This window comes from Vagococcus sp. CY52-2 (genome assembly GCF_022655055.1).
Lineage (GTDB): Bacteria > Bacillota > Bacilli > Lactobacillales > Vagococcaceae > Vagococcus.
The window spans coordinates 15,210-41,614 of the sequence record NZ_CP093384.1 but is presented as its reverse complement, the minus strand read 5'-3'; the positions used below and the strand labels follow the sequence as shown (position 1 = coordinate 41,614).

Annotated in this window: 25 protein-coding genes, 1 pseudogene and 1 riboswitch; of the genes and pseudogenes, 6 read left to right on the top strand and 20 right to left on the bottom strand. The window is 33.5% G+C overall.

All coding sequences use genetic code 11. From position 1 onward, the window contains the following. Nucleotides 1-3: 3 nt before the first annotated feature. Complete coding sequence (locus MN187_RS00200; protein ID WP_242093956.1) at nucleotides 4-267, bottom strand: hypothetical protein; 264 nt, start codon at nucleotides 265-267, stop codon at nucleotides 4-6. Between the two features lie 375 nt (nucleotides 268-642). Between MN187_RS00200 and MN187_RS00195 the strand changes: the two genes are divergently transcribed. Continuing rightward, complete coding sequence (locus MN187_RS00195) at nucleotides 643-912, top strand: hypothetical protein (RefSeq protein ID WP_241699664.1); 270 nt, start codon at nucleotides 643-645, stop codon at nucleotides 910-912. A 16-nt stretch (nucleotides 913-928) separates the two neighbouring features. Here MN187_RS00195 and MN187_RS00190 read toward each other — a convergent pair whose 3' ends face one another. Next, the gene (locus MN187_RS00190; protein ID WP_242093954.1) at nucleotides 929-2,416 is read right to left on the bottom strand and encodes an MDR family MFS transporter; all 1,488 of its coding nucleotides are present in this window, start codon (nucleotides 2,414-2,416) and stop codon (nucleotides 929-931) included. Between the two features lie 68 nt (nucleotides 2,417-2,484). Further along, nucleotides 2,485-3,672, bottom strand: a complete 1,188-nt coding sequence (metK, locus tag MN187_RS00185) for a methionine adenosyltransferase (RefSeq protein WP_117973811.1) — start codon at nucleotides 3,670-3,672, stop codon at nucleotides 2,485-2,487. Continuing rightward, nucleotides 3,670-3,752: riboswitch (SMK box riboswitch) on the bottom strand. Its footprint overlaps the gene before it by 3 nt. Nucleotides 3,753-3,864: 112 nt before the next feature. Between metK and MN187_RS00180 the strand changes: the two genes are divergently transcribed. Beyond that, nucleotides 3,865-4,626, top strand: a complete 762-nt coding sequence (locus MN187_RS00180) for a hypothetical protein (protein ID WP_117973809.1) — start codon at nucleotides 3,865-3,867, stop codon at nucleotides 4,624-4,626. A 38-nt stretch (nucleotides 4,627-4,664) separates the two neighbouring features. On the opposite strand, the gene deoD is transcribed toward MN187_RS00180, so the two are convergent. From deoD to MN187_RS00105, 15 genes and pseudogenes are all read right to left on the bottom strand, one after another. Continuing rightward, nucleotides 4,665-5,375: a purine-nucleoside phosphorylase gene (deoD, locus tag MN187_RS00175; RefSeq protein WP_117973807.1), complete on the bottom strand. Its 711-nt coding sequence runs from the start codon at nucleotides 5,373-5,375 to the stop codon at nucleotides 4,665-4,667. Nucleotides 5,376-5,393: 18 nt separating this feature from the next. Beyond that, nucleotides 5,394-6,209 carry a purine-nucleoside phosphorylase gene (locus tag MN187_RS00170; protein ID WP_079346545.1) on the bottom strand — a complete coding sequence of 272 codons (816 nt, stop codon included), beginning with the start codon at nucleotides 6,207-6,209 and terminating at the stop codon, nucleotides 5,394-5,396. Nucleotides 6,210-6,222: 13 nt separating this feature from the next. After that, complete coding sequence (gene deoB, locus MN187_RS00165) at nucleotides 6,223-7,392, bottom strand: phosphopentomutase (protein ID WP_117973805.1); 1,170 nt, start codon at nucleotides 7,390-7,392, stop codon at nucleotides 6,223-6,225. 78 nt (nucleotides 7,393-7,470) lie between these two features. After that, nucleotides 7,471-8,433 carry an ABC transporter permease gene (locus tag MN187_RS00160; protein WP_233541939.1) on the bottom strand — a complete coding sequence of 321 codons (963 nt, stop codon included), beginning with the start codon at nucleotides 8,431-8,433 and terminating at the stop codon, nucleotides 7,471-7,473. After that, a complete protein-coding gene (locus MN187_RS00155; RefSeq protein WP_117973803.1) occupies nucleotides 8,433-9,536 on the bottom strand; it encodes an ABC transporter permease in 1,104 nt (367 codons plus the stop codon). Before MN187_RS00155 ends, MN187_RS00160 begins: the two co-directional genes overlap by 1 nt. Then, nucleotides 9,529-11,094: an ABC transporter ATP-binding protein gene (locus tag MN187_RS00150; RefSeq protein ID WP_117973801.1), complete on the bottom strand. Its 1,566-nt coding sequence runs from the start codon at nucleotides 11,092-11,094 to the stop codon at nucleotides 9,529-9,531. Before MN187_RS00150 ends, MN187_RS00155 begins: the two co-directional genes overlap by 8 nt. Nucleotides 11,095-11,266: 172 nt before the next feature. Continuing rightward, complete coding sequence (locus tag MN187_RS00145; protein ID WP_117973800.1) at nucleotides 11,267-12,376, bottom strand: BMP family lipoprotein; 1,110 nt, start codon at nucleotides 12,374-12,376, stop codon at nucleotides 11,267-11,269. 37 nt (nucleotides 12,377-12,413) lie between these two features. Then, on the bottom strand, nucleotides 12,414-12,812 hold the full coding sequence (locus tag MN187_RS00140; protein WP_370448245.1) for a cytidine deaminase: 399 nt from the start codon (nucleotides 12,810-12,812) through the stop codon (nucleotides 12,414-12,416). 350 nt (nucleotides 12,813-13,162) lie between these two features. Further along, nucleotides 13,163-14,464 (bottom strand): pyrimidine-nucleoside phosphorylase, encoded by a 1,302-nt coding sequence (locus MN187_RS00135; protein ID WP_242093952.1) that lies wholly within the window; start codon nucleotides 14,462-14,464, stop codon nucleotides 13,163-13,165. Nucleotides 14,465-14,584: 120 nt separating this feature from the next. After that, nucleotides 14,585-15,586 carry a LacI family DNA-binding transcriptional regulator gene (locus tag MN187_RS00130; protein WP_242093950.1) on the bottom strand — a complete coding sequence of 334 codons (1,002 nt, stop codon included), beginning with the start codon at nucleotides 15,584-15,586 and terminating at the stop codon, nucleotides 14,585-14,587. A 125-nt stretch (nucleotides 15,587-15,711) separates the two neighbouring features. Then, nucleotides 15,712-16,086, bottom strand: coding sequence for a hypothetical protein (locus MN187_RS00125; protein WP_242093948.1), 375 nt, complete (start codon nucleotides 16,084-16,086; stop codon nucleotides 15,712-15,714). A 21-nt stretch (nucleotides 16,087-16,107) separates the two neighbouring features. After that, a complete protein-coding gene (locus MN187_RS00120; protein ID WP_242093946.1) occupies nucleotides 16,108-16,455 on the bottom strand; it encodes an LPXTG cell wall anchor domain-containing protein in 348 nt (115 codons plus the stop codon). Nucleotides 16,456-16,874: 419 nt separating this feature from the next. Continuing rightward, nucleotides 16,875-17,819, bottom strand: a complete 945-nt coding sequence (gene menA / locus MN187_RS00115) for a 1,4-dihydroxy-2-naphthoate polyprenyltransferase (RefSeq protein ID WP_242093944.1) — start codon at nucleotides 17,817-17,819, stop codon at nucleotides 16,875-16,877. Nucleotides 17,820-17,837: 18 nt separating this feature from the next. Beyond that, complete coding sequence (locus MN187_RS00110; RefSeq protein WP_117973784.1) at nucleotides 17,838-18,932, bottom strand: FAD:protein FMN transferase; 1,095 nt, start codon at nucleotides 18,930-18,932, stop codon at nucleotides 17,838-17,840. Nucleotides 18,933-19,034: 102 nt separating this feature from the next. Then, nucleotides 19,035-19,571 (bottom strand): annotated as a pseudogene (locus tag MN187_RS00105) (FMN-binding protein); the annotation flags it as partial. Between the two features lie 297 nt (nucleotides 19,572-19,868). Between MN187_RS00105 and MN187_RS00100 the strand changes: the two are divergent. From MN187_RS00100 to MN187_RS00085, 4 genes are all read left to right on the top strand, one after another. After that, nucleotides 19,869-21,782, top strand: coding sequence for an NAD(P)/FAD-dependent oxidoreductase (locus MN187_RS00100; protein ID WP_117973780.1), 1,914 nt, complete (start codon nucleotides 19,869-19,871; stop codon nucleotides 21,780-21,782). Between the two features lie 115 nt (nucleotides 21,783-21,897). Further along, nucleotides 21,898-22,437 (top strand): Gx transporter family protein, encoded by a 540-nt coding sequence (locus MN187_RS00095; RefSeq protein WP_117973778.1) that lies wholly within the window; start codon nucleotides 21,898-21,900, stop codon nucleotides 22,435-22,437. Between the two features lie 11 nt (nucleotides 22,438-22,448). Beyond that, nucleotides 22,449-23,435, top strand: coding sequence for a polyprenyl synthetase family protein (locus tag MN187_RS00090; protein ID WP_242093942.1), 987 nt, complete (start codon nucleotides 22,449-22,451; stop codon nucleotides 23,433-23,435). Nucleotides 23,436-23,565: 130 nt separating this feature from the next. Next, a complete protein-coding gene (locus tag MN187_RS00085; RefSeq protein ID WP_241699634.1) occupies nucleotides 23,566-25,188 on the top strand; it encodes an ABC-F family ATP-binding cassette domain-containing protein in 1,623 nt (540 codons plus the stop codon). 34 nt (nucleotides 25,189-25,222) lie between these two features. Here MN187_RS00085 and MN187_RS00080 read toward each other — a convergent pair whose 3' ends face one another. Next, entirely contained in the window at nucleotides 25,223-25,852 is a 630-nt protein-coding gene (locus MN187_RS00080; RefSeq protein WP_117973773.1) for a DUF421 domain-containing protein, read from the bottom strand. A 4-nt stretch (nucleotides 25,853-25,856) separates the two neighbouring features. After that, nucleotides 25,857-26,306 carry a DUF3290 family protein gene (locus MN187_RS00075; protein WP_117973771.1) on the bottom strand — a complete coding sequence of 150 codons (450 nt, stop codon included), beginning with the start codon at nucleotides 26,304-26,306 and terminating at the stop codon, nucleotides 25,857-25,859. Nucleotides 26,307-26,405 lie beyond the last annotated feature (99 nt).

Below are 26,405 nucleotides of genomic sequence, written 5' to 3'. Positions count from 1 at the left end.
ATTTCACACTATTCTCCACTCATCTACTAAACGATCAAAAGTTGAGTCATTGTCTCCAATAATTTCAACTGTATAATCATTCACTTGTTCTTTTGTATGAACAATAATTATGATATACAGTAACACATCTTGGGCTTCCTCACTATCTTCTCGATGAATAGCTTCAATTAATAAGTAAGTATGACCATCTCTTGCTTCAACTACATCACCAATTTCTGTAGCTCTGTTTAAATGACTTAATTTTTTGACATCTTTTGGGATATACAACCAATCAATGGTTCAATTATAAAAATTTTTTTATATCATTATCTAATTGCTCAATTAAGTAAGCTACACCAATATTATGTCTCGGAATATATTTTCCACTTTTCTCAAGTTAGTGTTTAATTTATTACAAAATAATGGTGTTTATGTGTACAAAAAACCATTTATTTTTTAATTATTTTGAATTTATTCGTATTTTGTTTACAAAAAAAATTTATTTAACTACGAAAATGAATTCTATAAACAAATCGTTTTGAAAAAAATTATAGGAGTGATTAACATGACCATATCAAAAGCCGAAACATTTAAAGATATCACTATCCATTTAAAAAACTAAAAGAAGATTTACTAGTCATTCTTGAAAAAGATAACACCATTATGGAGTCACTAGAATCTGATCAGTATGCTGGAATTTACCAAGATGCCCAATCTTTAGTCAAACAGCTAAAAGAAGATTTCAAAAAACATTCTGAACAATTTTCTAGTAAAGAACTAAACTTTGCTGAAACGATTGAACGTAATATCGTAAATATTGGTCATCATTTACATGACATTAATACCAATATTTCTTATGATAAGCGAAAAAAATTAACCGAAGATGCCTATCTTAATGTTACAAAAGCTCTAGAAACTGTGGAATTAATGTAAAAAATACCCACATCGTTTAATTAACGATGTGGGTATTTTTAACTGACTCTTTTTCTTGAAAATAATTTAAAACATATGATGCAATCACCAAAAGTAAGCCAATAAAAAAAACAGTATGGATACTATTATATAAAATATCACGTAAACCACCAATCAACTCTGTTGGTAATCCTGATGCAGTATGTGGATTGATTAGCTCATTCATCATATCTTTTGTTGCTCCTGGAACCATACTACTTTCTAGCTGTGTATCCATCGTCTTATTTAATGCTAAACCAAAAATTGAAATCATAATGGTTTGTCCAATTGTTCGAGATAACGTAAAAAATGATGTGGCAACACCTGTAAATTGCTTAGAAACAGAGGTTTGAGCTAAAACAGTTAATAAGGTCATCGTCATCCCAAATCCTATCCCCATAATTCCAGAGAAAACCAAGAAGAGTCCATACGGTGTTCCTTTATCAACTAATGTTAAGAAAACAGAACTAATTAATATTGGCAACATACTAATGACAATGGCTAAACGATGATGCCATTTTTTCATCGCTCGTCCCCCAGCAAATGAGCCGAACATCCAGATAACTGACATAGGAGCTAACACAATTCCTCCTAGTGCAGCAGATTTCCCAACAACTCCTTGCATCCACATCGGAATGTACACTTCAACACCCATTAAGAATCCACTAATTAATGCCGCAATCAAATTAACCAACACAAAGGTGCGATTTTTGAAAAGGTCAAGAGAAATAACTGGATCTTGTGCTTTTTTTTCTGTTCTGACAAACAATACTAAACTGAGAATAAAAATTGCAAAAGCAATAACGGTAATTAAGTTAAAGCCATCATTAATTTTTTGAACACCATACAATAATGACAGTAACATAGTTATCATATAGAAACTTCCCATGTAGTCAATTGGACTTTTCTCAACTTCGCGTTTTTCTTCAATCAAGTAAATCCATACTAATATCATTAACATAATACCGATTGGTACATTGATTAAGAAAATCCAATGCCAACTCAGAGCATCCACTATAAATCCTCCCGCAAGTGGCCCCACAATACTAGCTATCCCCCAAGCCGCACTATTTAATCCTAAAACACCGGCTCGTTTATCAACTGGATAAATATCCGCAATAATGGTTAAAGATACTGGAACAATAGAACCTGCCCCAATTCCTTGAATCGCTCGAAAAATAATTAATTGCATCATATTTTGACTCATTCCTGATAAAGCAGAACCAATAATAAAAATAAAGACTCCAATCAAATAAATCGGTTTTCTCCCAATTTTATCTGCTAATTTACCATAAATCGGTGTCATCATAGCATTGGTTAATAGATAAATGGAAAAAACCCAATTCATAATACTAATGCCTTTTAATGACCCAACAATCGTTGGCATAGCGGTTGATACAATGGTCCCTTCCACTGCTGTCATAAAAGTAGCGATAAATACGCAAGCAGTGATAATTTTAACATTTGTTTCTCTTTTTTGTTGCATGGTTTCCTCCTCAAAATAATAATCCTTATCAGCCAAAGTACTTGCCAAATAAGGATTATTGTTATTTTTTATTTTGCTAAAAATTGTTTTAATTCATCCACTTTATCTGTTTTTTCCCAGGTAAAGTCTTCATCATCACGTCCAAAATGACCGTATGCAGCTGTTTTTTGGTAGATGGGACGTCTTAAGTCCAACATGTTTATAATACCAGTTGGTGATAGATTAAACAAGGATCTCACAGCAGCAATCAGTTCTGATTCTTTGTAATCGCTTGTTCCAAATGTTTCAATCGAAATCGAAACAGGTTGAGCTACCCCAATGGCATAAGCAAGTTGAACTTCACATTTTGTCGCTAAACCTGCTGCGACGATATTTTTTGCAATATATCTGGCAGCATAACTTGCTGAACGGTCAACTTTTGTCGCATCTTTTCCAGAAAATGCTCCACCACCGTGGCGAGCGTATCCTCCATAGGTATCAACAATAATTTTTCGACCTGTTAAACCAGAATCTCCCTGAGGTCCACCTATAACAAAGCGACCAGTTGGATTAATATAGTATTTTGTTTTATCATCAAGTAATTCACTTGGAATCACTTCTTTTATGACTAACTCGGTAACATCTTTTTGAATTTGTTCCAATGTTGTGTCTTCATCATGTTGTGTACTCACAACAATCGCATCAACACGTAATGGATTGCCTTCTTCATCATATTCAACCGTCACCTGAGATTTAGCATCTGGACGTAAATAAGATAGTGTATCATTTTTTCTTAATTCTGATAATTTTTGTGTGATTCTATGACTTAGAGCAATTGGTAAAGGCATTAATTCTGGTGTTTCATCAATAGCAAATCCAAACATTAATCCTTGGTCTCCGGCACCTAAATCTTCTTCACTAGTTGAGGTTTCACGTGTTTCAAGTGACGCATCAACTCCTTGTGCAATATCTGGTGATTGCTCATCAATGGCAACCATGACGGCACATGTATCTCCGTCAAAACCATATTTTGCACGTGTATACCCAATGCTTTTTATTGTATCCCTCACTACTTTTTGAATATCAACATAAGCACTTGTGGTAATTTCTCCAAATACTAAGACCAATCCTGTTGTAACACTTGTTTCGCAAGCTACTCGAGCCATTGGGTCCTTTTCTAGTATCGCATCTAATATCGCATCACTTATTTGGTCTGCTACTTTGTCAGGATGTCCTTCCGATACAGACTCTGACGTGAATAATTTTCTTTCTTTCATCATTCATTCCCCCTAAATATAGTCGGTTACAAGGCATCTTTACACGAGATGTAAATCCTATCGGGAATCTTGCAACATAAGTCAGTATATCAGATTTTTCACTTTTTACCTACATAATTTAACCGATAATCTTGACCTTTTTATATTATTGCCATAAAGTGTTATTATCAATAACATACAAGGAGATATATTTTGCAACCAAAACCTACTTTGTGGAAAAATATTCCACTAACCTTTCTTATTGCCATTTTACAAACAACTATTTCCCTTATACCTGGCATTTTATTTTTGAAAAATAGTAGCCATGGTGCCTTAATTTTAAACTATATGATTCTTTATTTATTACTGAGTGATTTTTTTCAACTCATTGGGAAAAATACTTATAAAAAAGGACGTTCCATGCCTATTGCCATCTATGGATTAAAACTTATCATCAGTGCTGTGTTGATTTACTTGATTATTCAACAAACAGCGATTCAATTTGGAATAATTTTATTAGCCTATGAACTCTTTCAAATAATGATTTTTTCAAAACAGTTTTACTATGTTGACTCACTTTTTTATTCGTTTACCAATGCTTTCTTTAAAGGAATTGTATTTAATCAACTGCTGACCATTAGCTACCCTTTTGATTATGATTTTGAATTAATAAAACCATTTGTCTTTTCATTTTTTATTGTGTTATTTTTAACGATTTTTACTCAAGGAATGTATTCATATCTATCAAGACAGCCTATATTTCTTCTCCTTGGTTTACTGTCTCTAATAGGAACTTATTATTTAGTAGTGCAACATTATATGTCTCAACAACTTGATACGTGGAAATTAATATCTTTTATTGTTGCCACAATAATTTCATTCTTTCTTTTTATGAAAACAAAAAAAGCTAAAAAGAAAGAGTTTATCCTCAATCTTTTTGCTTTAGCTAGTTTAATTATTTACTATATCCAATAAAAAACGAGTAAGACACTACCTCTTACTCGTTTTTTCATTTAATTTTCTTTAATTAATGTTTCTAGACCAACAATCATCATGTCATTAAATGTCGTTTGACGTTCTTCTGATGTGGTTTCTTCACCAGTAATCATGTGATCACTCACTGTCATCAAAGCAAGAGCTTGGACGTTGTATTTAGCTGCTAAATAGTAAAGTACTGCTGCTTCCATCTCAACACCTAACACACCATATTCACCTAATTTAAAGACGTCTGAATTATCATCTGAGTAAAACGTATCATTTGATAATACATTTCCAACATGAATATTAAATCCTTTTTCTTTAGCAATATCATACGCTGTCGTTAATAAATCAAAATCAGCAATTTGCGGGAAATCAAAAGTAGGAAAATCTTTACGAATAATCGCAGAATTGGTTGCTGCCGCTTGAGCTAACACTAAATCTCTCACATGTACATCGTTACGAATCGCACCACATGTTCCTACACGCAATAATTTTTTCACATCATACTCGCGAATTAATTCATTCGCATAGATAGCTGCTGAAGGCATTCCCATACCAGTTCCTTGAACGGATACTTTATGGCCTTTATACGTTCCAGTATATCCTAACATCCCACGAACTTCATTGTAACACTTAGGATCTTCTAAAAATGTTTCGGCGATATATTTCGCTCTTAATGGATCTCCTGGAAGTAATATTTTATCTGCAATTTCTCCCTGTTTTGCTCCAATATGTACGCTCATTCTTCAGTCTCCTTTAAATTAAAGTTTTTCTAGTGTACGTTTCACTAGTTCTTTAAAATCAGCTTTCACTCGTTCTGTTGTTTCAACTACTTCTTCATGATTTAAGTTAGCTTGCATACCTGCAGCCAAATTTGTCACACATGTAATACCTAATACTTTCATTGACATGTGGTTAGCTACAATCACTTCAGGGACAGTTGACATACCAACAGCATCCGCACCCATCACACGTGCCATACGTACTTCTGCTGGTGTTTCATAAGTTGGACCAGAGAATCCCATATAAACACCTTTTTGTAAGTGAATAGATAGTTCTTGTGCTACTTTTTTCGTTACTTCACCATATGCTTTGTTATAAGCTTCTGACATATCAGGGAAACGTGGACCTAAATCTTCTTCGTTTAACCCCATTAAAGGATTGTCACCGGTAAAGTTAATTTGATCAGTAATTAACATCAAATCACCCGGTGAAAAACTTGTATTTACGCCACCAGCTGCATTTGTTACGATTAATGAATCTGCTCCTAAAGCTTTCATCACTCTCACTGGGAATGTGACAGTCTGCATTGAATGACCTTCATAATAATGGAAGCGTCCTTGCATTGCTAGAACTTTTTTACCAGATAATGTTCCGTAAACAAGTTGTCCTGCATGACCTACCACTGTTGATACAGGAAAATGCGGAATGTCTTCATAAGGAATAACTACGCGATCGGTAATCTCGTCAGCAAGTTCTCCTAATCCTGATCCTAGGATAAGACCAAAATCAACGGCTCCTACCCCTTTTTCTTTAATATATTGTGATGTTGCTGCTAATTTTTCGCTTAATGACATGTTATAGTCTCCCTTATTTCAATAATTCTAAAAAGCTTTTTCCGTTTTCAGTTGGTTTAACATCAAAGTTATCTGCAATTGTCGCAGAGATATCTGCATAGTATCCTTGTGGCAATTGACCATGACCTTTCATTTTTTTGCTGTAAGCAAGTAATGGTACATACTCGCGAGTATGATCTGTTCCTGGGAATGTTGGATCATTTCCATGGTCTGCTGTAATTAATAATAAATCATCTTCTTGCATATTAGCATAAATCTCTGGTAAACGGGCATCAAAGTCTTCTAATGCTTTAGCATAACCTGGTGTATCTCTTCTGTGTCCAAATAACGCATCAAAGTCAACCAAGTTAGTAAAACTTACTCCTTCAAAATCTTGTTTCATTACGTCTAATAATTTATCCACGCCATCCATATTTGAAGCCGTACGGATTGCTTCTGTCATTCCTTGACCGTTAAAGATATCGTTGATTTTACCAACTGCGATAACATCTTTTCCAGCATCTTTTAATTCATTTAAAACCGTACGACCAAATGGATCAAGGGCATAGTCATGACGGTTAGCTGTACGTTTAAAGTTACCAGGTTCACCTAAGTAAGGTCTCGCGATAATACGACCAATCATGTAAGGATCATCTTTCGTGATTTCACGAGTGTACTCACAAATTTTGTATAATTCTTCTAATGGAATCACATCTTCATGAGCAGCAATTTGTAACACAGGGTCAGCTGATGTGTAGATAATTAAGTCCCCTGTTTTCATTTGTTCTTCACCAAAATCTTCAATAACTTGTGTGCCACTATATGGTTTATTAGCACCCATAATAATGCCACGACCAGAAAATTCAGTGATTTTGTCTAATAAATCTTGAGGGAAACCTTCAGGGAATACTCTAAAAGGTGTTTGAATGTTTAATCCAGCAATTTCCCAATGACCAGTCATTGTGTCTTTACCAACAGATACTTCTTCTAGTTTAGTCGCATAGCCTTTATGATCTTCAATCGCTTTGACACCTTTTAAAGGTTCAATTGTTCCAAGACCTAATTCTTCCATATTAGGAACATGTAACCCATGCTCAGCTATATGACCTAGTGTGTGACTTCCAACATCGCCAAATTTTTCAGCGTCAGGAGCTTCACCAATTCCAACAGAATCTAGTACTACTAAATGAATTCTTTTAAACATTACCATTCCTTCTTCCAAGTCATTTTTATATTTTAAAACCTCCCTCTATTTAGAGGAACTAGAGGAAGGAGTTAATTACTATTTAGATTTAATATATGTTTTACCGCCTGCTTTAGGTCCTTGTGCTTTACCTAAGAACAATACTAACACAATAATCGTTAACGCGTATGGAGCACTTTGTAGGTACACTTTTGGAATACTTGAAATAAGTGGAATGCTGTCTCCTACAATACTCAAGTTTTGAGCAAATCCAAAGAATAGAGCTGCTCCCATTGCACCAAGTGGGTTCCATTTACCAAAGATCATCGCAGCCATTGAGATGAAACCTTGACCTGATATAGTTGTTACAGCAAAACGTCCAGCAATGGTTTGAGCAAATACTGCTCCACCAATACCGCCTAAAAAGCCAGAAATTAATACACCTGAATATTTCATACCATAAACATTAATCCCTAAAGTATCAGCTGCTTGAGGATTTTCACCTACTGAGCGTAATCTCAAGCCAAAGCGTGTTTTATAAATGACAAACCACGCAAGGACTGACACTAAAATAGCTAAGAAGGCTGGTGCTGATGTTTTTTCAAATAATAATGGCCCAATCACTGGAATCTTACTTAACCCAGGAACTTCCCAATAACCAAATGTTTGTGGCACTTGGTCTGTTTGACCTTTACCATATAACACTTTAACTAAGAAAATACTTAAAGCTGGTGCCATCAAGTTGATAACAGTACCACTAATAATATGATCAGCACGCAAGTTAATTGTTGCTACAGCATGAAGTAATGAGAAAATCATTCCGACAATTCCACCGACTAATAAAGCAATCCATGGTGTCCAAACGCCAAAAACTCCGGCATACGTAATGTTAAACACAACTGAGCTGAATGCACCCATCACCATGATACCTTCTAACCCAACGTTAACAATCCCTCCACGTTCTGAAAATGTTCCGCCTAATGCTGTAAAAACAAGAGGTGTTGAATAAACAAGTGTTTGCGTAATAATAGACGCAACTGTTGACATAGTATCTGCTGCCATCACGCTTTACCTCCTTCAACTTTGCTAGCTTTTGGTTCTTTTTTTGTTTCAAGTTTTGTTAAAATCAATTTGATTAAGTAGCTAATACCAACAAAGAAGATGATAGAAGCAATAACAACATCAACCAATTCAGTTGGTACACCAGCCAATATTGGCATACCTTGTCCACCTAATTTTAGGATACTAAACAATAAAGAGGATAGTAAAATACCGATGGATGATCCTCCACCAAGTAATGAGACTGCCATACCATCAAATCCAATACTTAATGAGTTACCTTGAACAAAGAAGTTACCAAATGTTCCTAATCCATACACAACGCCACCCATACCAGCTAATGCTCCTGAGATGACCATTGATAACACAATAATACGTTTACTACTCATCCCTGCATATTCTGATGCAAATGGGTTTAAACCAACAGCTGTAATTTCATAACCTAATGTGGTTTTCTTCATTAAAAACCAAATCAAGATTAAGAAAATAAAAGCAAAGATAATACCTAAATTCAAACGAGAGCCATTACTAATTGAGGTTAAAAACTCTGTTCTAAGAGACACATTTTCCCCAATCAATTTAGTAGTTCCTTTAGTTGAAATAAATTTCTCTGGAATAACATTATTAACGATATGTGTACTTGTATAAAGTAAAATATAGTTCATCATGATTGTAACAATGACTTCACTTGTTCCAAAATAAGCTCTTAATAAACCAGGTATCGCCGCTGTTAAAGCTCCAGCAATCACCCCTGCTAAAATAGCTGCAGTTAAGGCAATTAATCTTGGCGAGTCTCCCATTGAAAGTCCAACCCAGATACTTGCTACCCAACCAGCCAACGCCTGACCTGAAAGCCCGATATTAAAGAATCCAGCAGCACTTGCCACAGAAAATCCTAAAGCCGTAAAAATTAAAGGCCCAGCTGTTACAAAAATTTCACCAATACTTTTTGGTGATTGAAATGCTGTTGTCAACATGGCTTGATACCCTTGAACTGGGTTATAACCAAATAGCAACATAATAATAGCACCTAATACAAATCCCATAATAACCGATAAAATAGGAACCAAGATTCCATTCATCTTACTAAATTTAAAATTACTCATTAGTTACACCTACCTCTGTCCCTAATTCTCGTCGTGCTTCTTCCAATGTGTATCCAGCCATTAATAATCCTAACTCGTTTTCTGTTGTTTCTTTTGGATCAACAATCCCGACGATTTGGCCTGCATGGATAACAGCAATTCGGTCCGACACATTTAATATTTCTTCTAATTCAAAACTGACTACTAAAACAGCATTGCCTTTATCACGGTGATTAATCAAACGTTTATGAATGTACTCAATCGCTCCAACGTCTAACCCACGAGTTGGCTGAGAAACAATTAGTAACTCAGGATCTCTATCCATTTCACGAGCGATAATCGCTTTTTGTTGATTACCACCTGAAAGTGACTTAGCTTGTGCATGTTCACTTGTTGTACGAACATCATACTCTTCGATTAATTTTCTCGCATAAGAATCCATGTAGTTATAATTCAGTACACCATTCTTACTAAACGGTTCGTGATAATAAGTTTGTAAGGCAATATTTTCAGATAATGTCATGTCTAGAACAAGACCATATTTATGTCTGTCTTCAGGAACATGTCCTACACTTGATTCAGTGATTTGACGAGGTTTTAAATTCGTTATGTCCTTATCACGTAACATCACTTTACCAGATTCAATTTTCTTAAGACCTGTAATAGCTTGGATTAATTCTGTTTGACCATTCCCATCAATACCAGCAATCCCAACAACTTCTCCAGCTCGAACATCTAAATCTAATCCTTTAATTGCTTCAAGTCCACGATTATCTTTTACATGTAAATCTTTAACCGATAAAATGACTTCTTTAGGATTTGATGGTTCTTTTTCTGTCTTAAATGATACCGAACGACCGACCATTAAATCAGCTAATTGTTGTGAACTAACATCTTTTACGTTCACTGTTTCAATACTCTTACCACGACGAATTACCGTACATCTATCCGCCACTTTTTTAATTTCATCTAACTTGTGCGTAATAATAATGATTGATTTACCTTCTTTTACTAATTCCTTCATGGTCATAATCAACTCATCAATTTCTTGAGGTGTTAATACCGCTGTCGGCTCATCAAAAATTAAAATATTCGCGCCACGATACAATGTTTTTAAAATCTCAACACGTTGTTGCATTCCAACTGAAATATCACTGATTAAGGCATCTGGATTAACTTCCATACCGTATTGTTCTGAGATTCGTTTTAAATCTTCCACTGATTTTTTCTTATCCAGCACACCAGATTTTGTTGGTTCATCACCTAAAATAATATTTTCAGTTACCGTAAAAGCATCTACCAACATAAAATGCTGATGGACCATCCCGATTCCTAAACGTTTGGCATCAGTTGGATTAGCAATCGTTACTGGTTGACCATCCATATAGATTTGTCCACTAGTCGGCTGTAGTAATCCTGATAATACATTCATCAAGGTTGATTTTCCTGCACCATTTTCACCCAATAACGCATGAATTTCGCCTTTTCTAATTTGGAGATTGATGTTGTCATTTGCTTTGAAATCACCAAATTGTTTTGTGATATTCCGCATTTCTATGACATAGTTTTCCTCATTCATGACTTCACACCTCTTTATCATTATCACACTTCAAAGTTTAGACTTTGAAGGAAAGAGAAAACTTACTTTTCCCATTCCTTTAAAGCCTAAAAGAAAAACTTTATGGAAAAGTTATTCAGTTTATTTTGAACGTTTCCCATAAAGTTTTCTATCAACAACTTTTCAACAATTTTTATTTTTTAGCTGGTTTTTCTGGAACTTCTACTTTTCCATCAATAACTTCTTTACGAGCTTTTTCTACTGCATCAATTGCTTTTTGATCTAAATGCCCTTTAGATAAATCAACTCCGCCTTCTTTAAGACCATAAACTAATACGTCTCCACCAGGGAATTCACCTTTTTGAGCTTTTTCAGTTACGTCTTTAACAGCAGTTCCCACACCTTTAATACTTGATGTTAAGGTGAAGTTTTCTTCTTTACCATCTTTGTCTTTGTAGTTACCATCTTCTTCTTGATCTCTATCTACACCAATCACCCAAACACGTTTGTCTGCTGATTGTTTTTCATTTAAGTCTTTAGCTTCTTGGAAGACTCCTGCACCAGTACCACCTGAAGCATGGTAAATAATATCCACACCGTTTTGGTACATATTGGCAGCTAAAGCTTTACCTTTAGCAGGGTCACCAAATGATGCTGCATATTGAACGTCTACTTTAATTTTTTTATCTAATTCTTTTGCTCCATCTTCAACACCTTTAACAAATCCTGCTTCAAAACGGTCAATAACTGCCCCTTCTTCTCCTCCAACAAATCCAACTTTATCTGTTTTAGTAGAATACGCTGCTGCAATCCCTGCCAAGTAAGCTGCTTCATTATCCTTAAATGTTAAAGATACTACATTATCTTTTCCCTCAATAACTGAGTCTACGATACCAAATTGTGTGTCTTTATTTTGATCTGCTGCTGCTGAAATAGCATCTGTTAATAAGTACCCAATCCCAAAAATAGTTTCAAATTTACTTGCGACAGCTTGATCAATATTTGTTGTATATTGAGAGGCATCTGTTGATTGGAAGTAATCATAACCATTAGCACCTTTTTCAAGTTTGTTAGCTTCTCCCCACTCTTTCAAACCTTCCCAAGCACCTTGGTTAAACGATTTATCATCCACACCACCAACGTCAGTCACGATTGCTGCTGTATGAACTGTTTGATCTGGTTTTTCACCTGAAGTTGTTTTTCCACCAACGTTACCACCTGCTTTATTTCCCCCACAAGCTGTTAACGTCACTGCTAATCCCATAACTAATAGTCCTGCACCAATTTTTGTTGATTTTTTCATTTTTGAAAAACCTCCGCTTATAATTTTTAGTTGATAGTTATTTTTCTACTTCGACAAATGAATAAGGAAGTAGCTCTTGCATTGTTGTTTCTTTTGTATCACCATTTAAATTACATAATGTAATTGGCATATCTGGCTTACAAAATTCGACTAAAACTTGTCTACATGCCCCACAAGGAGAAATTGGTTCTTTCGTATTACCAATAACCACTAAATGCTCAAATTCTTTTTCACCTTCTGAGATAGCTTTAAAAATGGCTGTTCTTTCTGCACAGTTTGTTAACCCAAATGATGCATTTTCAATATTGCATCCTTCATACACTTTTCCTGACTTAGTCACAAGAGCAGCGCCTACAGGAAATTCAGAATAAGGAACATATGCTTGATGATACGCATGTGTTGCATGGTCAATCCAATTTTTGTTTACTGTCATAATATATCTCCTATCTTTATTACCTACGAACATCAACCCAAAGACTTTATCAACTTATTTTGATATCGCCCGCCCCCTCTTTTTGATAAGAAACATCTCTTTTACCAACCTATCATAACTATACCAATTCTGTTATATTTAATTACTTAATCTGACTTCTCATTTGAAAACTCTTACTTTGTTAACATTACTTAATAGACGAGTAAAGTTATAAATCACTGTTATTTTATAATAAATTAGGTAAAAAAGACTTTAATCATTTATATTACTTCTAAAATTAAAGATACTATTTTTAAGAGAATTTATCAATATTCATTAGAATAATATGAACATTTTTTTATCAATATTTTTTATTATTCGGTTATAATTTTATGAATTAAGATAGGTTCTTCTCCTACCTCTCCAATCTCAATACTGTCATAAATAACTTTTAAGACATCTTCTACATTTTCTCGATTTGATTGAATAGTTACTAAAGATTCTCCTTCAAAAACTGTTTCGCCTACTTTTCTATTTAAAATCAACCCAACTGCATAGTCTATGCTTTCTTCTTTTGTTCTTCTACCGGCTCCTAAAAGCATCGCTGCAACACCAATTTTGTCTGCAACTATTTTAGAAACAACACCCGTTTTTTTAGCTGGAACTTCTATAATATAGTTTGCTCGTGGTAATTTTTCAGGAAAATCAACAACAGAATCATCTCCACCTTGATTACGGATCATTTCTTTAAATTTATCCGCAGCCGCGCCACTTGTTATGCTGTTTTCTAATAATTGTCGTGCTTCTTCTAAAGTAGACGCTTTTTCTGCTAGAACAACCATTTGACTTCCAAGTGTATAGACCATTTCCATTAAATCTTCTGGTCCCTCACCTTTTAATGCATCAATTGCTTCTTTTATCTCATTAGCATTCCCAATCGCATTTCCCAAAGGTTGTGACATATCAGAAATAATTGCCATTGTTTGTCGATTAGCTAAATGACCAATTCTTACCATTGTATGGGCAAGTCTTTCCGCATCTTCTAAACTCTTCATGAATGCACCATCACCAGTGGTCACATCTAAAACGATTGCATCCGCTCCAGAAGCAATCTTTTTACTCATGATAGAACTAGCAATTAGTGGAATAGAGTCCACCGTTGCTGTCACATCTCGTAATGCATAAATCTTTTTATCTGCTGGGGCTAAATCACCTGATTGACCAGTGACTGCTACATTACTTTCATTTACAAATTTTATAAATTCATCATTTTCTAGTTCAACTTTAAATCCTGGTATCGCTTCTAATTTATCAATTGTACCACCTGTGTGACCTAATCCTCGACCACTCATTTTAGCTACTTTTGCTCCAACCGATGCCACCAAAGGAGCTAATACTAATGTTGTTGTGTCTCCTACTCCACCAGTTGAATGTTTGTCTACTTTTATACCATGAATTGCTGATAAATCAATCATATCTCCTGACTGACTCATTGCTGTAGTCATCCATGTAATTTCCTCATCTGTCATATCATTAAAATATATTGCCATTAAAAGAGCACTCATTTGATAATCCGTTACATCACCTGTAGTATAGGTATTAATAATAAATTCAATCTCATCTTTTGATAAAGCTAAACCGTCTCGTTTCTTCTTTATTAAATCTACCATTCTCATTATGTGTTCCTCAATTCCCATTAAGTAAACCGATTTACTATAACTAACTTACTTGAGTAAATCGGTTTACTCATTGTAATATTAAACTAATAGCGCTTACAATTAAATTTTAACACGTTTTCATGTTTTGTCAATAGATGTTGTGCTACCTCGTTCAATAAACGTGGTTTCGAACGTTTTGTTAGGAATACTTTCATTAGGGTGCTCAATTTCTTGCAATAAATATTGGGCGGCTGTATAACCAATATCAAAAGCCGGTTGTTTTACTGTCGTTAATGGTGGATTTAAAAAAGCTGAGAGTTCTAAGTCATCAAATCCTACCACCGATAAATCTTTTGGAATAGATATACCTAATTCATAGGCTGCTCTGTAAGCTCCCACTGCCATTTGATCATTTCCGCAACATAATGCCGTGATAAATTGTTTTTCAAGTAATGCTTTAGCTGCAAAGTATCCACCCTCTATCGTTACAGGACCGTCTGCAATAAAGTCAGGATTATATTCAATATTATTATCTTTTAGACATTGATAATACGCATCAAATCGCTCTGTCATTTCATAATAACCAGATTCATTTGTCAACATACCAATTCTATTATGTCCATTATCAATCAAATGTTGAATAGCTTGATAAACACCACTATATTCTTTTACTAACAGATTTCCCTCTGTTCTCGTATTAAGCCCCCTATCAATTAAAATATATGGACTTCCTTTTAAATCACTCTCTAACTTTAACGAATTTGGACTTGCTAATAAGATACCAGCAACTGATCTATTTTGTAACTGTTTTATATAATCTTTTTCTTTCCTTGCTGAATGTCTTGAATTACATAATAAAATCATATAATCTTTTTTATTAAAATATGCTTCAACACCTTCAATCACCTTTGAGAAAAATAAATCTGTCACATCTGGAACAATCATCCCAACTGTTTTCGATTCTCTATGAACCATATTTTTAGCAAAATAATCCGGTATGTAATCGTATTCATCAACCGCTTTCAAAACTCTTAGACGCGTTTCCTCACTAAATCGCTGTCCTTTGTTATTTAATATTTGAGAAACAGTCGTAGTAGAAACACCAGTGATAGCAGCAATTTCTTTAATGGTTATTTTCATGTATTTCACCTCAATTTATCGACACTTTTATCATATCAAAGTAAATCATAAATAAATAGTGAAAATAATAAAAATATATAAAAAAAGGAATAGTCAGTATACTATTCCTTTAAAAGTAAATTCAATCAATTAATTTGTTCCCTTATTTGGTTCAATTGATTCATCAATTGATCTTTTAATTTGCCATTGTCTAATTTATCGACACTTTTTTTTACTTTTTTTAAGGTTTCCATATCCAAATTATCTTTTAACTTTTTTGGGGACCCCTCTTCATATAAATCTCTCATTGCACTCATTGCGTCTCGGACTTTTTTACCTTCAACAATGTCAGAACTATTAACATTATATGAAGTTGACGGTTCTTTTGTTATAGTTTTACTTATCTTTGATTTAGCATAAAATACACTAAATACTATGAATAAGAGAATAATAATAATTTTTATAATTTTCTTTTTTTTAGAAGTAGTTTCTTGTAACCGTCTTTCTCTTCTCATCCCCATGCAATTAACAACCTTATTAAATTATTTTCTTCTAAAGAACATGAAAGCTGATGCTAAAGCTGATGAAATTCCGCCAATCACTAATCCCATATTCATTTTTTCATTTGTTTGTGGTAAAGTTTTTTCATTATTCTTCACCTCATTTTTTTCTATTGTTTTTGTTGCCACTTTTTTAGAAGAGTCTTTTACTCCGTCATCTTTTTTAGAAGAGTCTTTTAATGCATCATTAGCTTCATTTTCCCATGCATCTTTGTGTGCATCTTCTGTAGTTTTTCCTTCTTCTGCTGTTGGTGTATTCCAATCTTCACTTGGTGTTGATGGTTTTGTTGCTTCTTCCCATGCATCTTGTCCTGCAGCTTCAGATTTCATGTGATTAATCTATCCTAATTTTTTCTTATATATTATGATAATACACTAGTATTATATCACTTTATAACTAAAGTTCAACATTTTGTATTATTTATAGTTATTTTTTATCTTTTTTAAATAAAAAAATGAAATCTTATTAAATAAACATATTTTTTTATGCTCTATATTTATTTATTGTATATTATTGTTTTATTATTTTATAGTGATATAAAAAACGAGCAACAGATTCATGATTAATAACACCAAGTTTAAATATTATTAAGTAATCTAATATTATTCGAAATTACTGATAGATTATAAAATCATCAACTAATTTCTTGATATTTTTTCTATAACAGACTTATTTTAAGTCTACAGACTAAAAAAGCATTTTATAATCGCTTTACTTCCATGTAAAACCACTATAAAATGCTTTTAATCTATTTTCTTAATAATAACCCCAGCAGTAAACCAATCATCTGCGATCCATTAAACAATACTAAATTCTTGATTGCCACAGAAAAAGTGGTTGCCTTTTCTTGGTTTTGGTTGAATAATGACACATTCTTTTTAATTATAGGAAAGGTTAATAACACAACTAACATACTCCAGTGGTAAATTCCAACTAAAACACCTAGTATAATCACAATATAGCAACCATACATCAACAAATCAAACAGATACACACCTTGTTTTCTACCTATATAAAAGGGCAATGTGTAACGATGATTTAAAATATCTTGATCTAAATCACATAAATTATTGGCTAGCATAATATTAGCTATAGTAAACATCATAGGAATAGATGCCCATACACTGACGATTAACTCCTTAATATTGCCTGATAACATGAACTGACCATTAGCAAAATTAAGTGATAAAAATCCTGTATCATAGATGTTTAAATACAATGTGATAAAAAATATCCCAAATCCCATTGTGACACCACTAAATAGCTCTCCCAGTGGCATTCTTGATAGCGGGACTGGTCCAAAGGTGTAAAAAATACCAATCAAAAAACATAGCCCACCCATAGGCAATAGTAACAAACTAGTCCGAACTACAAGCCACAACCCAATAATACTTGAGAAAGTAATCATCGCAATAATCATATTTCGAACTTTTGACACTCCCAACCCAGCTTTTCCGATAATATTAGTTGATTGTTGATAGCTATCATCTTTTGCTTTTAAATAATCCATTAAATTATTGATGGCCGTTGTTGCCATATCAAATACAAACATTCCGATAAAAAACAAACACATATTAAACCAATTCACTTGACCAAAATAGTATAAAGAAAATAGCAATCCAATAAAATAAGGAAAAACACTCGCTAATTTTGTGCGAATTTCCACCAATTCAAAAAATATTGACATAAACAATCCTCTCCTTTTTTAAATCTATTTCAACTCTTTAATATCTTTTACTTTATAAGGAGAGTCTTCATTTAATTTGAAATTACCTTGTAATCCCTTGCTAATATAAATATCATCTTCTTTTGTAATAAAGATGGCATCCACTCCATCTAAACTATCAACATAGTCCATTCCTTCTTTAACACCTTTAGAAAAAACTGCTGTTGACAGAGCATCCCCTGCAATAGAAGTATCTGAAACAATCGTCACACCTGCAATATCATTATCAAATGGATAACCTGTTTTTGAGTTAAACAAATGATGATATACATCATCTCCAACTTTTAAATAACGTTCATAAATTCCGGATGTGACAAGTGATTTGTTTTTTTCCTCAACTGTTCCGACAACGGTATTTCTCGCTTCGTTAGGATCTTGAATACCGACTTTCCAGTTGCCAGATTCGCTTTTAGGGTTATCACCTAACACATAGACATTGCCACCTAAATCGACAATAGCACTTGTCACGCCATTTTCTTTTAAAACATCGACTACTTCGTCTGTAATATACCCTTTAGCAATGGCTCCTAAATCTAAGCTCATCCCTTTTTCTTCTAAATAAACGGTTTGTTCTTTATCATTTAGTATAACCTTTTTATAATCAACTTTTTTCAATTCTTGATTGATTTCACTTTGTTCTGGCTTTCTCGCATCATCAAATCCAATATGCCAAAGTTGAGTAATTGGCCCAATAGCTAAATCAAACCCACCATTAGAATCCTTTGTATAATTTAAAGCTGACTTAATCAACTCATACACATCCGAGCTGACCTTTACTGGTTTTATACCAGCTTGTTCATTGATGTCATCCACTTCTGATCCTTTTTCATTAACCGTAATTTCTCTATCTAATACACCAATGCGATCAAATGCTTTTTTTAAGACATCTTCTTTACCTTTGTTATATATTTTTACTTGTACATAAGTTCCCATTAAAAATTGTCTTTCAGAATAGGGTTCTTTAACGAGTTTTTCTTGTTTGGTATCAGTACTTTTTTCTGTTTTTTTATCTGAACAACCTGCCACTAAGAGACTGGTCAATGCTAAGAATAAAATACTCGTAGTTAATTTTCTTTTCATATCTATTTTCCTCACCATAATTTATTAAAAATAAAAATAGTGGCAAACTTAATAGCTTGCCACTCATTATTTTAACAAAACTCAACCTTATTTTTCTACTTGATTATCAATTTCAATTGTTTTAGTATCACCTTTTTCAGCTGCTTCAATTAACTGTTTTGCATATTCTTTGAAACTATCTGTTGAGTGAGTTGCCCCAGTAATTGTATCAATATCTGAAGGGTTTTGTTTTTCTAATAATGCTTTGTTTAACTCAGGAATGTATTTTTTTGGTGACGTTTTTGTCACTTCTTCCATTTTTTTGTTGTATTCAGCATCGTCAACTTTTGATTTCCCTGCTTCATTTACATTATCATAGTTAGATTCAGTAATTTTGCCATCTTTTACCACAATAGTAAATACAACACGGTAACCATTGTTATAATTTTTTTCTTCTAATTTATATTCTCCATCTTTTAATTCACCAATTGTCATTGATGATTCTTCTGTTGATGATGAATCTTTAGCTACAACTGAACTTGATGCTTCTGTACTTGATGAAGCAGCTGTATCATCTTTTTTATCCCCACCACAAGCTGCTAATAATACTGTTGTTAAAGCTAACATTGTAACACCTGATACTAATTTTTTAATTTTCATATGAATAACCCGCCTTTTTATATTCTTTGTGAACTTCTAATCACTTGTTATTTTATAACATAGTGACTTAAATAGCAATGCCATTTAACAACTTTATTCATTTTTTCACATTTTTCACATTTTTCTAATCTTACTCTTAATTCCCTCTATTTTCAATAAAATCAAATATTTGTTAGACTTTTATTTTGAAAAACTGTATAATTGTAAGTAATTGTGTAAAGTTTTTCACGTAATTATTATTTGCTATTGTTCTACACAATTCACAAAATATGTTACATAAATAAAGGAGAGTATTTTATGACAAAAACTGAAATAGTAGTTGTCGGAGCAGGTTATTCTGGGATAGCTGCCACAAAGATGTTATCAAAAAAATTGAAAAAAAATCCAGATGCTCATATCACATTGATTGATCGTCATTCCTATCAAACAATGATGACAGAATTACATGAGGTTGCCGGAGGACGTGTTGAACCTGAAGCAATCCAATATGATCTACAACGCTTATTTTGTAAACGTAAAAATGTAAGTATTGTAACAGATACTGTCACAACGATTGATAAAGAGAAAAAAGTGGTGAAAACACAACAAGGTTCTTATTCTTTTGACTACCTAGTATTAGGTATGGGGGGAGAACCTAATGACTTTGGTACACCTGGTGTGAAAGAACACGGGTTTACATTATGGTCAATGGATGATGCCATTAAAATCAGAGAACACATCGAGCGTACCGTTGCTTTAGCGGCAGTTGAACCTGATGAAGCCAAACGTAACGCCATGTTGAATTTTGTTGTTTGTGGTTCTGGATTTACCGGTATCGAGATGGTCGGTGAATTAATCGACTGGAAAGATAGATTAGCTAAAAACAACAAAATTAAACCAGAAGACATTAACTTAATGGTTGTCGAAGCAGCACCAACGATTTTAAACATGCTAGATCGTAATGATGCGGCTAAAGCTGAAAAATATCTAACAAAAAAAGGCGTTAGCATCTTAAAAGATATGCCAATCGTTGAAGTAAACCACGATCACATCGTGTTAAAATCTGGTGAAAAAATTCCAACACACACATTAATTTGGACTGCTGGTGTCAAGGCAAACAGTGACGCTGAAAAATTTGATATGCCTGCTGCTCGTGCTAATCGTTTGCTTTCAAACGAATACATGCAAGCAAAAGGATTTGAAGATAAAGGAATTTATGTGGTTGGAGATTTAGTTTACTTTGAAGAATCTGACAAAGAAAACCGTCCAACACCACAAATCGTTCAAGCTGCTGAACAAACAGGTCTGTGTGCAGCAAAAAATATTTTAGCTACTATCAACGGCACTGAAAAACAAGCTTATAAAGGAAAATATGATGGCTTCATGGTATCCATTGGTTCTAAGTATGCTGTTGCATGTGTCTTTGATAAATTCCATTTAAGTGGATTCTTTGCAATGTTGATGAAACATATTATTAACTTAAGATACTTCTTTGATATTCGCTCAGGCTATTATATGTTCCAATATATTATGCATGAATTTTTCCGAATTAAAGATGAACGAAATGTTTTCAGAGGGCATACGTCACGTAATAGTAATGTGTTATGGTCTGTTCCATTACGCGTATTCTACGGATGTGTTTGGTTAGTTGAAGCCATGAAAAAAGTCATTGGTAATGGTAAAGTATTACAACCAAGTACGTGGTTTGGTGATGGCTCATGGTTCACCAACACTGTTGCGTTTCCGTTTGAATGGTTACAACCGGCTGATGCAACATCAGGTGCTTCTCAAGCCGCTGATGCTGCTGCAACTACTGCTACTGCTGATCCAACGTTTGGATTAAGTTATGCCTTTGGTGAAGAACCAATGCTTGTCTTTAAATCAATGCCTGACTGGTTTGGCTCTATTATGAAATTCATGATGCCAAATACTGAAGTTGCTTTATTTATGCAAAAATTTATGACATTATTTGAAGTGGCTCTAGCTCTTGCGATTATCGTTGGATTATTTACTTGGTTAGCAAATGCAACCACTATTGTTTTAGTTATAATGTTTTGTTTATCAGGAATGTTCTACTGGGTAAATATTTGGTTCTTATTCGTAGCATTCGCCTTAATGAATGGTTCAGGACGTGCCTTTGGATTAGACAAATGGGTTATACCATGGATCCAACGTAAATTAGGTAATTGGTGGTATGGAGATGTAAAATCTCGATACGGAGAAAAATCATAAACCTAAAATACGTCATAAGAAAGTTCTAGAAATTATTTTCTAGAACTTTCTTTTTATTCAAAGTATTGCACAATGAATAAATTGATAGTATTCTCACTATGATAGGAGAATAATCATGTCCAAAAATAAAAAAATTATCTATATTGCGTTACTTGTTGCTCAAGGTGTTATCATAGGACTACTTGAAAATATGATCCCCTTCCCTTTTGCCTTTGCTCCAGGAGCAAAATTAGGATTAGCTAATTTAATCACCATCATTGCGATTTTTACGATGCCTATGAAAGATAGTTTCACATTAGTGGTTTTAAGACTATTTCTAACCACACTACTCGGAGGAACAGTTTCCACTTTAATGTATAGTGCTGCCGGTGCTTTTCTAAGTTATTTTGGAATGATCTTCCTAAAACAACTAGGGCCAAAACGTATTAGCACTATTGGGATTAGTGCATGTGGTGGATTTTTACATAATGTAGGACAATTAATTGTGGCAAGTTGGATTGCTAAATCATGGACGGTCATGTTATACCTCCCCATTCTGTCATGGATTGGGATTTTAGCTGGAATTGCCATTGGTATTGCTGCAAATTATTTAATGCTACATGTTAAAACACTTCAAGAATTTCAATTAGCTTATGATAAACACACTCTAAAATAAGGAGACTATTGATGGAACCTCATGCTATGTGGACGTCATATCCGTCCTTAAAAAAAGATTTACAAAAAACACTTAATCTCATTTCAGATTCTATCTCACTACCTAATAAAGAAGTCGAAGAGGCTATATTAGCTATTTTTCATTCTGGCGGTAAATTATTACGTCCTGCGTATCTACTATTATTTGCTGAATTTGGTACAAAAATAGATAAAAAGAAAACCATCGCTCTATCTGCTGCAATAGAAACCTTACATACGGCTACTCTTATTCATGATGATATTGTCGACGTAGCTGATACAAGACGTGGCACAGCAACAATAAATTCAGCCTTTAGCACGGATGTTGCAGTTTATTCTGGGGATTACCTTTTTATTATTTGTTTTAAATTATTAATTCAATATCAAAGTTCTCTAAAAAGTATTGAACTCAATACAACTAGTATGGAAAAAGTACTACTTGGTGAATTAGGACAAATGAGTGAACGATATAATATGAATGTCACAATTGATGATTATTTGGCCAATATTACAGGTAAAACAGCTGAACTATTTGCCTTAAGTTGTTTTGTCGGTTGTTATGAAAACGGTGGTGGAAAAAAACTGTCAAATAAATGCCGTGAAATTGGTAAAGACATTGGTTTAGCCTTTCAAATTGTGGATGATATTTTAGATTATTCACAAAATGAAGAAACACTTGGTAAGCCTGTTTTAGAAGATGTTCGTCAAGGTGTTTACAGCTTACCTCTGATATGTAGCATTGCTGAGCACCCGCTTCTTTTTGAACCAATATTAAGTAAAAAAGAAAACATGACGCAAGAGGATGCAAAACGGATCCATGAGTTAGTCATTGAATGTCATGGTGTTGAGAAGGCCTATGACTTAGCTTCTCACTATACTAACAGAGCACTAGCCACTATCCAATCATTACCAAATAATCAACAACAGACCAAAGAAACCATCTACGAAATCACGAAATCTATTTTACAACGAACGTTTTAAACCTTAATCTAGCAACAGATTAAGGTTCTTTTTATTCATATGGTTGCACCAAGTGTTTAAACCCGATATAATCGGGGAGATACGATAGACATTACAACAACACTAATAACGAAAAAGTGAGGGATTTATTTTGATTACTGTTTCAGATGTAAGTTTACAATTCCCGGATAGAAAACTATTCGACGATGTAAATATAAAATTCACACCAGGAAATTGTTATGGATTAATTGGTGCAAACGGTGCTGGAAAGTCAACTTTCTTAAAGATACTTTCAAATGAAATTGAGCCATCAACTGGTTATGTTGCACTAGGACCAGATGAACGATTAGCAACACTTAAACAAAATCATTTTGACTACGAAGATGAAACGGTTATAGACACTGTTATTATGGGACATAAACGTCTATATGAAGTCATGCAAGAAAAAAATGCTATCTATATGAAAGAAGATTTTTCTGATGAAGATGGGATTAAAGCAGCTGAACTTGAAGGGGAATTTGCGGAATTAAATGGTTGGGAAGCTGAACCTGAAGCTGCTAGCTTACTCCAAGGATTAAATATTACAGAAGACTTACATAATCTAAAAATGTCAGAATTAACAGCTGGACAAAAAGTGAAAGTGTTACTTGCTCAAGCTTTATTTGGCCAACCAGATGTTTTACTATTAGACGAGCCGACAAACGGTTTAGACAGAGAGTCTATCGCATGGTTAGAAGAATTTTTAATCAACTTTGACAATACTGTTATTACGGTTTCCCATGACCGCCACTTTCTAAATAAAGTATGTACACATATGGCTGATTTAGATTTCGGAAAAATTAAGCTATACGTTGGGAACTATGATTTCTGGTTAGAGTCTAGTCAGTTAGCTGCTAGACTTCAAGCTGACCAAAATGCGAAAAAAGAAGAAAAAGTCAAAGAATTACAAGCCTTTATCGCAAGATTTAGTGCCAATGCCTCTAAATCTAAACAAGCGACCTCTCGTAAAAAAATGTTAGATAAAATTGAACTAGATGATATCCAACCATCATCACGTCGTTACCCATTTGTAGGATTTAATCCAGAACGTGAAATTGGCAATGACTTATTGCAAGTTGAAAATGTGTCAAAAACAATTGATGGGAAGAAAATTCTAGACAATATCTCATTCACATTAAGAAAAGATGATAAAGTAGCCTTTATTGCAAAAGATGATATCGCAACGACTGTTCTTTTCAAAATTATTATGGGGGAAATGGAGCCAGATACTGGTTCTGTTCGTTGGGGTGTCACAACATCTCAAGCTTACCTGCCTAAGGATACAACAGAAGAATTCAACAATGATATGACTATCGTTGATTGGTTACGCCAATATGCGTCAAAAGAAGAAAATGATAATACATTTTTACGCAGTTTCTTAGGACGTATGCTTTTCTCAGGTGAAGACGTATTAAAACCTGTTAATGTGTTATCTGGGGGAGAAAAAGTACGTTGTATGCTTTCTAAATTAATGCTTTCTAAATCAAATGTACTAGTGTTAGATGATCCTACAAATCATTTGGACTTAGAATCAATCACAGCACTAAATGATGGCTTAATTTCCTTTAGTGGGTCCATTTTATTTGCTTCTCATGACCATCAATTTATCCAAACAACTGCAAATCGTATCATTGCTGTTTCTGATCAAGGAGTAATTGATCGTGCTGAGACCACGTATGATGAGTTTTTAGAAAATCCTACTGTGAAAGAACAATTAAAAAAGATATTCAAATAAAAAAATGAGTTATGCTTTTGCATAACTCATTTTTTTAATCATATAAACTAAGGATTAACTCACCATTTACCCATTCACCTAAGTAAACATTTTGAACTTCAGCTTCTTGTTTATTTAATTCATTAAATAACCAAGATTCATCTCGTTCAATCATTTCTAATACCTCCTGATTAATGTATCCATTCGTAATTATAGGGTATTTAACATTTTCTTCGCCATATAAAATAATAGTCAGCTGACCATTCTGTTCTTGGATTGCACGTTTTACCGAACGTGTTTCATAAACATTAGAGGTTCTTAGTTTAAACATTAAATCTGTAGCAGAAATGCCATGTTTTGTACACTCATCAACTAATACTTTACCATTTTTAATTAATGTTGTAGGATAACCATCTATCATTTTCTTCACAAGAGCGACATTTTCCTTAAGGTACTTAAATAACGTCACCAAAAATGTCCACATCACCAACACTAAAAAATATTGTAAGATTGATATTTGTGCATTATAGATCATCCCACCTATAATACCCCCTAAAACAAAGTTCTGTAATTGATCAAGAGGAGAGGTTGGTGCTAAATTAGCTTTTCCTAATAAATTCATTTGAAAAATTAACGTAATAATTCCAATAGCTAGTTTTATTCCTATATCCAAATATTCCTTCATGTCATCACTTCCCTGTTACTTTTATTGATTCATCATTTACTAATACTGTATCTTCTAACTTAAATGTCGTAAAATCACCATTAAAATTCACTTGATAATATTTATTATTGATTTTTAATACCATTTCATCTTTTAAATACTTATAATTAACACTAATTGTCTCAGGATCAACCAATTTCTTTTTACTAACAGCATCTAAAAAGAATAACATTTGAGAATAGTTCCCTTTTTCAGCTTTCCCCTTTTGATAATCATTTGTTTGTATTCCAATTAAAAAAACTAGTAATAAAGACAATAAAATAATTAAATCACGATATTTTAATCGACTTTTATTTTTAGACCGTCTTAAAATAAGCAATAGTACTATCAATAAAACTAATATAACTAATAAATATTGATAAATATGGCTATTACTAGACTGATTAACAAAATAATTATAGGTAAAAAATTCCATTTAGCCCAACTCCCAATTTTAATGATGATATAATTATACCCTTTTTAATAATTAATGACTAATAAAATAACAATAAAGATATCTATAAACTCAAAATAA

Coding starts and splice junctions, on each gene's coding strand:
- MN187_RS00195 (WP_241699664.1), top strand. CDS start 643: ATGGAGTCACTAGAATCTGATCAGTATGCTGGAATTTACCAAGATGCC.
- MN187_RS00190 (WP_242093954.1), bottom strand. CDS start 2,416: ATGCAACAAAAAAGAGAAACAAATGTTAAAATTATCACTGCTTGCGTA.
- metK (WP_117973811.1), bottom strand. CDS start 3,672: ATGAAAGAAAGAAAATTATTCACGTCAGAGTCTGTATCGGAAGGACAT.
- deoD (WP_117973807.1), bottom strand. CDS start 5,375: ATGAGCGTACATATTGGAGCAAAACAGGGAGAAATTGCAGATAAAATA.
- MN187_RS00170 (WP_079346545.1), bottom strand. CDS start 6,209: ATGTCATTAAGCGAAAAATTAGCAGCAACATCACAATATATTAAAGAA.
- deoB (WP_117973805.1), bottom strand. CDS start 7,392: ATGTTTAAAAGAATTCATTTAGTAGTACTAGATTCTGTTGGAATTGGT.
- MN187_RS00160 (WP_233541939.1), bottom strand. CDS start 8,433: ATGGCAGCAGATACTATGTCAACAGTTGCGTCTATTATTACGCAAACA.
- MN187_RS00155 (WP_117973803.1), bottom strand. CDS start 9,536: ATGAGTAATTTTAAATTTAGTAAGATGAATGGAATCTTGGTTCCTATT.
- MN187_RS00150 (WP_117973801.1), bottom strand. CDS start 11,094: ATGAATGAGGAAAACTATGTCATAGAAATGCGGAATATCACAAAACAA.
- MN187_RS00145 (WP_117973800.1), bottom strand. CDS start 12,376: ATGAAAAAATCAACAAAAATTGGTGCAGGACTATTAGTTATGGGATTA.
- MN187_RS00135 (WP_242093952.1), bottom strand. CDS start 14,464: ATGAGAATGGTAGATTTAATAAAGAAGAAACGAGACGGTTTAGCTTTA.
- MN187_RS00130 (WP_242093950.1), bottom strand. CDS start 15,586: ATGAAAATAACCATTAAAGAAATTGCTGCTATCACTGGTGTTTCTACT.
- MN187_RS00125 (WP_242093948.1), bottom strand. CDS start 16,086: ATGGGGATGAGAAGAGAAAGACGGTTACAAGAAACTACTTCTAAAAAA.
- MN187_RS00120 (WP_242093946.1), bottom strand. CDS start 16,455: ATGAAATCTGAAGCTGCAGGACAAGATGCATGGGAAGAAGCAACAAAA.
- MN187_RS00110 (WP_117973784.1), bottom strand. CDS start 18,932: ATGAAAAGAAAATTAACTACGAGTATTTTATTCTTAGCATTGACCAGT.
- MN187_RS00100 (WP_117973780.1), top strand. CDS start 19,869: ATGACAAAAACTGAAATAGTAGTTGTCGGAGCAGGTTATTCTGGGATA.
- MN187_RS00095 (WP_117973778.1), top strand. CDS start 21,898: ATGTCCAAAAATAAAAAAATTATCTATATTGCGTTACTTGTTGCTCAA.
- MN187_RS00090 (WP_242093942.1), top strand. CDS start 22,449: ATGGAACCTCATGCTATGTGGACGTCATATCCGTCCTTAAAAAAAGAT.
- MN187_RS00080 (WP_117973773.1), bottom strand. CDS start 25,852: ATGAAGGAATATTTGGATATAGGAATAAAACTAGCTATTGGAATTATT.
- MN187_RS00075 (WP_117973771.1), bottom strand. CDS start 26,306: ATGGAATTTTTTACCTATAATTATTTTGTTAATCAGTCTAGTAATAGC.